This window comes from Lelliottia nimipressuralis, from assembly GCF_004115925.1.
Lineage (GTDB): Bacteria > Pseudomonadota > Gammaproteobacteria > Enterobacterales > Enterobacteriaceae > Enterobacter > Enterobacter nimipressuralis.
Map to the genome: position 1 here is coordinate 1 of NZ_SDDX01000021.1, position 11816 is coordinate 11816.

At 56.8% G+C, this 11816-nt stretch carries 8 protein-coding genes; 5 read left to right on the plus strand and 3 right to left on the minus strand.

Going from position 1 to position 11816, the window contains the following annotated elements; genetic code table 11:
* Both ETG88_RS17275 and ETG88_RS17280 read right to left on the minus strand, forming a co-directional pair.
* Positions 1–2031, minus strand: a 2031-nt coding sequence (locus tag ETG88_RS17275) for an HAD-IC family P-type ATPase (RefSeq protein ID WP_129035938.1), incomplete at its 3' end; no start/stop codon positions are given.
* Between the two features lie 51 nt (positions 2032–2082).
* Positions 2083–2514, minus strand: coding sequence for a universal stress protein (locus ETG88_RS17280; protein WP_100779664.1), 432 nt, complete (start codon positions 2512–2514; stop codon positions 2083–2085).
* 516 nt (positions 2515–3030) lie between these two features.
* Between ETG88_RS17280 and ETG88_RS17290 the strand changes: the two genes are divergently transcribed.
* The 3 genes from ETG88_RS17290 to ETG88_RS17300 are packed head-to-tail and all read left to right on the plus strand — an operon-like array spanning position 3031 to position 8140.
* The gene (locus ETG88_RS17290) at positions 3031–4116 is read left to right on the plus strand and encodes an efflux RND transporter periplasmic adaptor subunit (protein WP_164971812.1); all 1086 of its coding nucleotides are present in this window, start codon (positions 3031–3033) and stop codon (positions 4114–4116) included.
* Positions 4116–7178, plus strand: a complete 3063-nt coding sequence (locus ETG88_RS17295) for an efflux RND transporter permease subunit (RefSeq protein WP_129035940.1) — start codon at positions 4116–4118, stop codon at positions 7176–7178. Before ETG88_RS17290 ends, ETG88_RS17295 begins: the two co-directional genes overlap by 1 nt.
* Positions 7175–8140 (plus strand): acyltransferase, encoded by a 966-nt coding sequence (locus ETG88_RS17300; protein WP_129035942.1) that lies wholly within the window; start codon positions 7175–7177, stop codon positions 8138–8140. Before ETG88_RS17295 ends, ETG88_RS17300 begins: the two co-directional genes overlap by 4 nt.
* Positions 8141–8165: 25 nt before the next feature.
* Here the strand turns inward: ETG88_RS17300 and pagP are convergent, their stop codons facing one another.
* Positions 8166–8741 (minus strand): lipid IV(A) palmitoyltransferase PagP, encoded by a 576-nt coding sequence (gene pagP, locus ETG88_RS17305; protein WP_369804788.1) that lies wholly within the window; start codon positions 8739–8741, stop codon positions 8166–8168.
* A gap of 223 nt (positions 8742–8964) precedes the next feature.
* Here pagP and shiA point away from each other — a divergent pair, with 223 nt between their 5' ends.
* Entirely contained in the window at positions 8965–10278 is a 1314-nt protein-coding gene (gene shiA, locus ETG88_RS17310; RefSeq protein ID WP_107703303.1) for a shikimate transporter, read from the plus strand.
* A 76-nt stretch (positions 10279–10354) separates the two neighbouring features.
* Positions 10355–11809, plus strand: coding sequence for an AMP nucleosidase (locus ETG88_RS17315; protein WP_107703302.1), 1455 nt, complete (start codon positions 10355–10357; stop codon positions 11807–11809).
* The last annotated feature ends 7 nt before the right edge of the window (positions 11810–11816 follow it).

The following is an 11816-nucleotide window of genomic DNA, read 5'->3' on the forward strand; positions in this document are numbered from 1 at the left end:
GCTGGCGATGGTGGCGAAGTTATCATCCGTAAGCACCATATCCGCCGCCTCTTTGGTCACTTCGGTCCCTTTGATACCCATGGCGATACCGACGTCAGCCTGTTTCAGTGCAGGCGCATCGTTAACCCCATCGCCGGTCATCCCGACCACCTCTTTCTTACTTTGCAGCGCCTGCACCAGACGGAATTTATCCTCCGGGCTGGTACGGGCAAAAATATCATAGCTCTGCGCCGCTTCGCTCAACTGCTGGTCATCCATGACCTCCAGCTCACGTCCGGTAATCGCGTTCCCGGCATTGCCAATTCCCAGCATTTTGCCGATGCTCATTGCCGTTTGCGGGTGGTCGCCGGTGATCATTTTCACGCGAATGCCCGCCTGCAGGCATTCGCCAATTGCGGTAATGGCTTCCGGGCGCGGCGGGTCCATCATTCCGGCAATACCGAGCAGAATCACGCCCTGCTGCAAATCCGGATGGTCCAGCGTCGTTTGATCAACACCTGCGGGCTTCCAGGCTGCCGCCACCATACGTAAACCTTCCCGCGCATACTCTTCAATCTGCGCTTCCCAGTAAGGTTGATTCAGCGGTTGCAGCCCGCTTTCCGTCTGCTGATGCTGGCACAGCCTGAACAGCACGTCTGGCGCACCGGTAATCAGGATCACCTCTTCATCGCCGATGCGATGGAGGGTCGACATGTATTTATACTGGGAATCAAACGGGATTTTGCTGCGCAACTCCGTCTGCAAAGGCGGCAGCGGCACTTTAGCGGCCAGCACCTTCAGCGCCCCTTCCGTTGGGCCACCGGTAATTTTCCACATCCCCTGTTCGTCTTTCATCAGCTGGCTGTCATTGCAAAGATCGATCGTGCGCAGATAGCGCTCGAGCAGCGAACCGTGAGTCACCGCCACCGGTGTCGGGTCGTCAATCGGGTGAATATTCCCCACCGGCTCATAGCTATCACCTTCGACGCGATAGATTTTCTCCGCCGTGATCACCGCTTTCACCGTCATCTCATTCATGGTCAGGGTGCCGGTTTTATCTGAGCAGATTACCGTCATCGCCCCCAGGGTTTCGACCGTCGGCAGCTTGCGGATAATCGCTTTCTGCCGCGCCATGGTCTGTACACCCAGGGAGAGAATAATCGAGATAATCGCAGGCAGACCTTCCGGGACCGACGCCACCGCCAGGCTGATGAGCGATAGCATCAGCTCGGAAACCGGCATATCGCGGAACAGCAGGCTGAAGACGAACAGCGCCGCCATCATCACCAGGATAATAATGAAAATGGCTTTGCCGAGCTTATCCATCTGCACCAGCAGCGGCGTGCGGTGCTGTTCAATATCCGCCATCATCTGGTTGATATGGCCCAGCTCCGTGTCGCCGCCCGTCGCCACCACAATGCCTTTACCGCCACCGGCGCTGACCGTGGTCCCGGAGAACAGCAGATTGGTGCGATCCCCCAGCGGCAGCTCCCCTTCCAGCCTCTCGGTGCTTTTTTCCACGACGGTAGACTCCCCCGTCAGAATCGCCTCCTCCACCCGAAGGTTGTGCGCTTCAAGCAGTCTTAAATCGGCAGGAATTCGATCGCCCGCGCGGATCACCACGATATCCCCCGGCACCAGCGCAGTGGTCGGGACCGTTTCATGATTGCCGTGACGAACCACCACCGCTTCGCTGGAGAGCATATTGCGAATGCTCTGCAGGGATTTTTCCGCATTACTTTCCTGAATATGGCCAATGAGGGCGTTGATTACCGCCACGCCAAGTATCACCAGCGTATCAACCCAATGCCCCATTACGGCGGTCAGCAGCGCCGCCGCCAGCAGGACATAGATCAGGACATCTTTAAAGTGCGCCAAAAAGCGCAGCCAGGCGGGTTTGCCGGGTTTCTGCGGCAGGGCATTTTCACCGTACTGCGACAGGCGCGCCGTCGCGTCCGCCCCGCTGATGCCGTCTGGGGTACTGTTTGTTTGAGCCAGGGTTTCTTCTACGGAGAGCCGGTAAAAGGGCTGGACCGGTTTTTCTGTATTCATTCTTCCGTCCTCAAGTCCTGCAACGAAAAACGCACACTGTCACTTTCGCTCTCAGCGCACGACAAAAACCGGAACGTGGGCATAGCGAACAATATTGGCCGCATCCGAGCCGAGCAAATGGGTCTGAATATTCGGGTTGCGCGAACCGATAATGATCACCTCTGCCATCAGCTCGTCGGCGAGTTTGGTGACCTCATCGCGCACGTTGCCGCTGCGCACGTGAAAATGGAGCCGATCGGCTGCGAAAGTGGTTTTCTGCGCCAGAGCAGTGAGTTTTTCTTTTGCGTTATTAATCATATAGTCATCCATCTTTCGCGCGTCGGAAATAAACCCGCGCGTCAGTTCCGGCGAGAATTTTGGAATCACATGCAATAAGTGGATATCAGCGGAAGCCGCCTCGGCGAGAAACTGTGCGTGAGCCAGCGCCTTATCGGCCAGCCCGATTTCATAGACATCGACCGGGACCAGAATATTTCTGTACATAGTGAGCATCCTTTAATTACCAATAGAATATGTAATGAATAACGCTACGGGTCATGACACACAGGGGAATAAGCACCACAACCGGGTACAAAGAAATGAACGGGATGCTATTAAACGTAGCACAGGACACTCGGTATTTTCTGACGTCTGACTAATCTCATGAAAAATAATAAATTAACGTTTAGTTCTTTCGCATATCTCATTCAAAGGTAGCAATTTCATCTGCCTGCCAATTTTAGGCGCTGTTTAACCTTTTCCCGCTTCACAGGCTATGCTTTGCTTAAACATCCGCGACTGACGCTGCATGAGCCGCCCTGGCTTACCGGCGTTGAGATCCTGGGAGGAATGATGTTTGGATATAGCCTGATTCGCCTCGCGTTGTTTATTGTGCTGGCCATTGTGTCCAGTGCCGCCGTAGGACTCTTTACGTATCTAATGGTATCCGCCTTCGCCGAATAAAACCGTTCAAGGTAAGTATTCGTAATAAATGGTGTTTTTATTTATTAGGGGAATAGTGTGAATCGTTACGTTTCGCTTATACCGGCCCTTATTCTTGGTATCACCGCCTGCGATCAAAAAGCACCAGATGTTCCGCCTCAGCCGAGAATGGTGAAAGTCGCCACGGTGATGGATGCCGGCCAGGCGCAACAGCGCGTCTTTCCGGCAAGGATTGAGTCCGGCGATGCCACCGACCTCTCCTTTAAGCGCGGCGGACAGATTGAAACGCTCGATATCCGTCAGGGTACCCCTGTGAAACAGGGCCAGCAGCTGGCGAGCCTCAATGCGCGCGAAGCCCAGCAGCGGGTAAGAGACCGCCAGACCTCCGCCACGCTTGCCCAGCGCCAGTTCGACCGTTTTCAGACGCTGGCCGGACGCCAGGCGATCTCCAAAGCCGAGATGGACGTACAGCGCGCTACCCGTGACTCCGCCAATGCCGCCCTAAAAATCGCCCAGGAAGAGCTGAGCCAGATGACGCTCACCGCGCCTTTTGCAGGCACCGCGGCAAGCGTTCAGGTACGTAATCATCAGGTGGTTGCTGCCGGACAGCCGATCGTGACCCTGACCCGAACGGATCTGCTCGACGTGGTGTTTAGCATTCCCGAAAACCTGTTCAAAACCCTGGATATCCGTAATGCTGATTACCGCCCGCTGGTGAAAATTAACGCCCTGCCGGGGCGCGAATTCAGCGCGGTCTATAAAGATCATACGGGCAGCAGTGACAGTAACACCCTCACCTGGCAGGTGATTTTAACCATGCCGCGCCCGGATGATTTCCCGGCTGTCGGCGGCGTTAGCGGCACCGTGACGGTTAATCTGGCGAATCTTCCGGCGGGCGCGGGGCGCAATGCGCTGGTTGTGCCGGTGGAAGCGGTGTTCAATCCGGATAACAGCCCGCGCAACGAGCCGCACGTGTGGGTGGTCAAAGGCGAGGGTGATACGTTGCAGCTGGAAGATCGCAAAGTCACGGTCGGACAAGTTACCGCTCAGGGGATTATCATTACCGACGGGCTTAAGGCCGGAGAGCGCGTGGTGGCTGCGGGCGTCGGCGAACTTCACGCCCAACAGCCGGTGCGGATCTGGACCCGTGAGCGAGGCCTGTAATGGATATCTCTCGCCAGTTTATCGATAACCCCATTCGCGTCTGGCTGACGGTTCTGCTGCTGGGTGTCGGCGGTATTTTTGCGCTGCTGAACATTGGTCGCCTGGAAGATCCCACGTTTGCTATTAAAACGGCGGTTGTCATCACCCACTATCCCGGCGCCTCGGCCCAGCAGGTGGAAGAAGAGGTCACGCTTCCCCTGGAAAATGCCCTGCAACAGCTGCCCTACCTCGATAACATTAGTTCGATCTCGTCAAACGGTCTGTCGCAGATCACCGTGAATATCGCCTCGCGCTACCACTCCAACGAACTGCCGCAAATCTGGGATGAGCTGCGCCGCCGGGTGGGCGACGCCTCGCGCCAGTTTCCACCGGGCGTGGTGACACCGTTCGTCAATGACGACTTCGGCGATGTGTTTGGTTTTTTCTTTGCCCTTTCCGGCGACAACTTTACCAACCCTGAGCTGGCCCAGTATGCCGATCAGCTGCGCCGCGAGCTGGTGCTCATCCCCGGCGTCGGGAAAGTGGCGATTGGCGGTGCGGTTCCGCAGCAGATTAACGTCGACATTTCGCTCCCAAAAATGGCGGCGCGCGGGATCACTCTCGGGCAGATTTCAACCCTGCTGGGGCGGGTAAACAGCGTCGCCAACGCCGGGGAGATCCTCTCCGGCAGCGAATCCATTCGCCTGCACCCGACGGGCGAATTTGAAAATCTCGACGAACTCGGCGACATGATTATCACCCCGCCCGGCGTCGGGGCCGCGACGCGTCTGCGCGATATCGCCACCCTTTCTCGCGGGCTGACGGTGTCGCCGTCGAGTATTTACCATGCCAATGGCCGCCAGGCCGTGACCATGGGCGTTTCCTTTATTCCGGGCGTCAATGTGATCGACGTGGGCCACGCGCTGGAGGCCAAACTGCAGCAGATGTCAGCGGAAAAACCGGCGGGCATCAACATCGATCTGTTTTACGATCAGGCCGCCGAAGTGGGCCACTCGGTGAACGGTTTTATCATTAACTTTCTGATGGCGCTGGCAATCGTGATCGGCGTGCTGCTGATTTTTATGGGATTACGCAGCGGCATCATTATCGCCCTCTCGCTGGCCCTGAACGTGCTGGGCACGTTGCTGATCATGTACCTCTGGGGTATTGAGCTACAGCGCATTTCCCTGGGCGCGCTGATTATTGCCCTGAGTATGCTGGTCGATAATGCGATTGTGATCGTCGAAGGGGTGCTGATTGCACGCCAGCGCGGCTCCACGCTGATGACCGCGATTAACTACGTCATTCGCCGCTCGGCCCTGCCCCTGCTGGGCGCGACGGTAATCGCCATTCTCGCCTTTGCGCCGATTGGCTTATCCCAGGATTCAACAGGCGAATACTGTAAATCCCTGTTCCAGGTGCTGCTGATCTCCCTGCTGCTGAGTTGGTTCTCGGCGCTCACCATCACGCCGGTGATGATCAAGTGGTGGCTGTTTAAGGGGCAGAAAACCGCTGACGCCCCTGCGGATGCCGATCCCTATAATCAGCGGTTTTACCGCCTGTATCAGCATATGCTCAACGCCCTGTTGCAGCGCAAAGCCATTACTCTGGCGCTGATGGTGGTTCTGCTGGCGGCCGCTATTTGGGGGTTTGGTGCAGTCCGGCAAAACTTCTTCCCGTCGTCGAATACGCCCATCTTCTTTGTCGACCTGTGGCTGCCCTACGGCACGGATATCGCCCAGACCGAAAAGATCACCAGCGAAATTGAAAATTCGATCAATGGCCAGCCCGGCGTGGTGACCACCGTCTCAACGATTGGTCAGGGGAGTATGCGTTTTATTCTGACCTACAGCGGCCAGCGCCAGTACAGCAACTACGCGCAGATCATGGTGCGCATGGACGATCAGAGAAATATCGCCGCCCTCACGCGCCACGTCGACGACGATATTGCCCGGCATTATCCCGAAATTAACGCCAGTACCAAACGGGTGATGTTTGGCCCGTCCGGCGACAGCGCCATCGAAGTGCGCATTAAAGGGCCGGACCCGGACCGGCTGCGCCTGATCGCAAGCCAGGTGGATGCGATTCTCGCCCGCGACCCGGCTACCGACAGCGTGCGCAATGACTGGCAAAACCGCAGCAAAGTGATTCGCCCGCAGTACGTCGCGGCATCCGGGCGTGAGCTGGGGGTGGATAAACAGGATATCGACAGCGCACTGGAGATGAATTTCTCCGGCAGCCGCGTCGGGCTATATCGGGAAGGCTCCGATCTGCTGCCGGTCATCGTGCGCCCGCCGGAAAGCGAGCGCCAGGACGCAAACCATCTGAATAACGTGCTGGTCTGGAGTCAAAACCGTCAGCAGTATATTCCCCTGAGCAACGTGGTGAGCGGCTTTGCCCTTGAGTGGGAAGATCCGCTGATCCTGCGCCGGGACCGCAGCCGGGTGCTGACGGTGCAGACCGATCCCGACCCGCTCAGTCAGGAGACCTCCGGCGATATTCTGGCGCGGGTAAAACCTGACATTGACGCCCTGCCGCTGCCACACGGCTACAGCATCGAGTGGGGCGGCGACGCGGAAAACTCCAGCGAGGCGCAGCAAGGTATTTTCACCACGCTGCCGCTGGGTTTTCTGGTGATGTTTATCATCACCATTCTGATGTTTAGCTCGGTGAAAAACGCGGTGGCGATCTGGCTGACGGTGCCGCTGGCGCTGATTGGCGTGACGCCGGGCTTTTTACTCACCGGCATTCCCTTTGGCTTTATGGCGCTCATAGGACTGCTGAGTCTGAGCGGGATGCTCATTCGTAACGGCATCGTGCTGGTGGAAGAGATCGAGCAGCAGAAAGAGCACAAAGCGCAGTACCAGGCGATTGTTGATGCCGCTACGTCACGTTTGCGCCCTATCCTGCTAACCGCCTTCACCACGGTGCTGGGCCTCGCTCCGCTGCTGCGCGATGTCTTCTTCCAGAGCATGGCGGTGGTGATTATGTTCGGCCTGGGCTTTGCAACCATCTTGACCCTGCTGGTACTTCCGGTTATTTATGCCTGTTTCCACCCCACGGAGAGGGAACGACCCCAATGAACCCCACAGGGCTGAACATCATTAAAACGCTGGGATGCATGACGGCGGTGACGTTTTTCACGCTGTACCACACCTGGGATCGCTACGATTACGATTACCACTGGATCCTTGGCTTTCTGACCTTTATCTCGACCATCGCCACCCCGCTGTTTTTTGTGGTGGCGGGATATCTGGATGCCCAGTCGCGCCACGGCTCGCGCTGGCAGCTCGATAAAATCAAAGCCGTGGTGATGGTTTTTCTTTTCTGGATGACGGTCTACTACCTGTGGGAGCCGTATCAGCGCGGGTATTTAATCCAGCCGTGGTTTGTTTTCACCTTCATCGTGATTTACACCTTCCATCCGCTGATCGAGTGGCTAAGCCAGCGGCGCAACCTGTTGATTGGCGTGACCTTCGCCCTGCTAATCTTTGCCTATAGCTATGATTTGCTGTCGGCACTCTACCCGGAAAAACATTTGCTCTCGCTGCCCCCGCAGTACCGGCTCTGGACCTGGCTGCTGTTCTATCTCACCGGACAGATCTTTTTCGACCCGGTTATTTCCGCCTGGATCAGCAAGGGTAACGTCGTGAAAACGGCCATTGCGGCCATTCCGGTGATTTATCTGTTCACCTGGTTTTATGAGCAGCACTTCTTTTTCGCCCTGTTCAAGGCGGATCGAAACGCGTTCATTCTGACCGGCTCCCAGATTTATATCCTGATTGTGGCGCTGGTGATTGCCGCTAACGGCGTGCGTTTTCGGAAAAATATCGAATTCAAAGAGGCCATTTTAGCCGCCGTCAGCAAAACGATGACCGGGGTGTATATTCTTCACTACTCCGTGTTTCATCTGCTCACCTCGCTGATCCCGGTGACGTCGCTCACCACCAAACTGCTGCTGATTGCGCTGACGTTTATCGCCTCGGTGCTGATTTCGATGCTGGCCCTGTCAAACTCGGTGGTGAAAAAGATCATCACCCTTTAATGCGAGGTGGCGCTGCGCCTTGCAGCTAAAACCCGTAACGCAACCAGGCAAACAGCACGTTGCCGTTGTTATAGGTCCCGGGAATATAGGTGAACTGCACGTTTAGCCGTTTATACCCGGCCGAGAACAGCGGCAAAATAATCGGCAGCGGCACATAGTTGGCAAAATCCTGGCGGGCGGTGATCCCCGCCGTCACGCCCAGTCCAAGGCGAAAATCGCGCGCATTATCGAGATACCAGCCCTTCTCCCAGCCGTAGCCGATAATCGGCTGCCATTCGTTATGAGAGTCTTTAAACATCATCGCGTAGAGGGAACTCCAGTTCCCCGCTTCGTTATAACGGGACACGCCAAACCCGCCCCCCCACGGCGTTTCATTGTATTTATCCGTTTTCTCTTTATCGTACATAAAGCGCGCATGCCAGCTCAAAAAGGGCAGATAGAGATCGTAGTTTTGCGGGGCGTTCCACGTCTGGGAGACATCGCTGGTAAGATTGTTCCACCAGCCGGTAATGCGCTGTTCCCCGTAAACGCCCGGTTCAGCATACAGGGGAGCCACAAACCACATCAGCATAATGAGTAAGACAATCCGAATCGGGTGCATCATCATTCCCTCAGCAAAATCGTTCTGCGATAAGTATTACTGTAACCCCTTTCTGGAAACTCCTTCGCCGCGTTTTGGAAATTTTACCGCCTCAGACGGATAAAATTGTTTTCGCCTGCTGCCTGTCGGGGTAGTCTCATTGTTCCCGTCTCTCTGACGGGGACGATGTGAGCAACCTTTTAGCATACTAATAATTAGAAATTTGGTACTGACAGGACAAAAAATGGACTCCACCCTCATCTCCGAACGCCCCAACGAGGAGACACCATCGCTTAACCGCGCCCGACGCGCTGCTCTTGGTAGCTTCGCCGGTGCCGTCGTCGACTGGTATGACTTTCTGCTCTACGGCATCACTGCCGCTCTGGTGTTTAACCGCGAATTTTTTCCCCAGGTCAGCCCGGCGATGGGCACGCTCGCCGCGTTTGCCACCTTTGGCGTCGGCTTCCTGTTCCGTCCGTTAGGCGGTGTGATTTTCGGCCACTTCGGTGACAAACTGGGCCGCAAACGGATGTTAATGCTCACGGTCTGGATGATGGGCATCGCCACCGCGCTGATCGGCATTCTGCCCTCCTTCGACACTATCGGCTGGTGGGCACCGGTGTTGCTGGTGACCCTGCGCGCGATTCAGGGCTTTGCCGTGGGCGGCGAATGGGGCGGTGCGGCGCTGTTGTCCGTCGAAAGCGCGCCGAAACATAAGAAAGCCTTTTACAGCAGCGGCGTACAGGTGGGGTATGGCGTTGGCCTGTTGCTCTCAACAGGGCTGGTGTCACTCATCAGTTCGCTCACCACCGACGAGCAGTTCCTGAGCTGGGGATGGCGCATTCCGTTCCTGTTCAGCATCGTGCTGGTGCTGGCCGCCCTGTGGATCCGCAACGGCATGGAAGAGTCCGCCGAATTTGAAAAGCAGAAGAGCGAACCGCCGGTGGCGAAAAAACGCCTGCCGGTGATGGAAGCGTTGCTGCAGCATCCCGGCGCCTTCATGAAAATTATCGCCCTGCGCCTGTGCGAACTGCTGACGATGTATATCGTCACCGCCTTTGCCCTCAATTATTCGACACAAAACCTCGGCCTGCCGCGTGAGCTTTTTCTGAATATTGGTCTGCTGGTCGGCGGAATCAGCTGTCTGACGATCCCCTGTTTTGCCTGGCTGGCGGATCGCTTTGGTCGTCGCCGCGTGTACATCACCGGGGCGCTGATTGGCAGCCTCAGCGCCTGGCCGTTCTTTATGGCGCTGGAAGCTCAGTCAATGTTCTGGATTGTGTTCTTCGCCATTATGCTGGCCAATGTCGCCCATGACATGGTGGTGTGCGTGCAGCAGCCGATGTTTACCGAGATGTTTGGCGCAAGCTATCGCTATAGCGGTGCGGGCGTCGGCTATCAGGTGGCGAGCGTGGTGGGCGGCGGATTTACGCCGTTTATCGCCGCCGCCCTCGTGACCTTCTCCGGCGGAAACTGGCAGAGCGTGGCGGTCTATCTGCTGGCGGGCTGCCTGATCTCCGCGATGACGGCGCTGCTGATGAAAGAGTCTCACGAATGATGTCCTGACTTTTTTTTCACATGTGGGTGACATACTATCGAGTGACGTCGCACATCTGTGGATCAAGGAGACAGACATGAATAATAAGGGCTTAAGCCTGACACCTGCTCAGGCTCTGGAAAAGCTGGAGGCGTTGTACGATCAATCGGTTAACGCCCTGCGCAACGCCATTAGCGAGTATATTGAGAACGGAACGCTTCCTGATGAAAAGGCCAGAATTGATGGCCTTTTTGTTTATCCCTCGCTTTCGGTGACCTGGGACGGCGGCACCACCACCACGCCAAAAACCCGCGCCTACGCACGCTTTACCCATTCAGGATGCTACTCCACCACCGTTACCCGCCCTTCCCTGTTCCGCCCTTATCTGGAAGAGCAACTGACGCTGCTGTATCAGGATTACGGCGCCCATATCGCCGTAGAGCCGTCGCTGCATGAAATTCCTTACCCGTACGTCATCGACGGCTCAGCGCTGACGCTGGACCGTTCCATGAGCGCCGGGCTGACGCGCCATTTCCCGACCACCGAGCTGTCGCAGATTGGCGATGAGACCGCCGACGGGATTTACCATCCTGCGGAGTTTTCTCCGCTGTCGCACTTCGATGCCCGACGCGTCGATTTCTCCCTGGCACGCCTGCGTCACTACACCGGGACCCCGGTTGAACATTTCCAGCCCTTTGTGCTGTTCACCAACTACACCCGCTATGTAGATGAGTTTGTGCGCTGGGGCTGCAGCCAGATCCTCGACCCGGACAGCCCGTACGTGGCGCTCTCCTGCGCGGGTGGGATCTGGATCACCGCCGAGACCGAAGCGCCTGAAATGGCGATTTCCGATCTGGCGTGGAAAAAGCACCAGATGCCAGCCTGGCACCTGATCACCGCTGACGGCCAGGGGATTACCCTGATCAACATCGGCGTCGGCCCGTCGAATGCTAAAACCATTTGCGACCATCTGGCGGTGCTGCGCCCGGACGTGTGGCTGATGATCGGCCACTGCGGTGGGCTGCGTGAAAGCCAGCTGATTGGCGACTACGTGCTGGCACACGCGTATCTGCGTGACGATCATGTTCTCGACGCTGTGCTGCCGCCAGATATCCCCATTCCAAGCATCGCCGAAGTCCAGCGCGCCCTGTACGACGCCACCAAACAGGTGAGCGGAATGCCGGGTGAAGAGGTCAAACAACGCCTGCGCACCGGCACCGTGGTGACGACCGATGACCGTAACTGGGAGTTGCGTTACTCCGCCTCCTCCCTGCGCTTTAACTTAAGCCGCGCGGTGGCGATCGACATGGAAAGCGCCACCATTGCCGCCCAGGGCTACCGTTTCCGCGTTCCCTACGGCACGCTGCTGTGCGTTTCCGATAAACCGCTGCACGGTGAGATTAAACTTCCGGGCCAGGCTAACCGCTTCTACGAGGGGGCGATTTCCGAGCATCTGCAGATCGGAATCCGCGCGATTGATTTACTGCGTGCGGAAGGCGACAAGCTGCATTCGCGCAAACTGCGTACCTTTAACGAGCCGCCGTTCCGCTAAAAACAAG

What these genes read in the sequence shown, in the direction of transcription:
- ETG88_RS17280 (WP_100779664.1), bottom strand. Translation starts at nt 2,514, where the DNA reads ATGTACAGAAATATTCTGGTCCCGGTCGATGTCTATGAAATCGGGCTG.
- ETG88_RS17295 (WP_129035940.1), top strand. Translation starts at nt 4,116, where the DNA reads ATGGATATCTCTCGCCAGTTTATCGATAACCCCATTCGCGTCTGGCTG.
- ETG88_RS17300 (WP_129035942.1), top strand. Translation starts at nt 7,175, where the DNA reads ATGAACCCCACAGGGCTGAACATCATTAAAACGCTGGGATGCATGACG.
- pagP (WP_369804788.1), bottom strand. Translation starts at nt 8,741, where the DNA reads ATGCACCCGATTCGGATTGTCTTACTCATTATGCTGATGTGGTTTGTG.
- shiA (WP_107703303.1), top strand. Translation starts at nt 8,965, where the DNA reads ATGGACTCCACCCTCATCTCCGAACGCCCCAACGAGGAGACACCATCG.
- ETG88_RS17315 (WP_107703302.1), top strand. Translation starts at nt 10,355, where the DNA reads ATGAATAATAAGGGCTTAAGCCTGACACCTGCTCAGGCTCTGGAAAAG.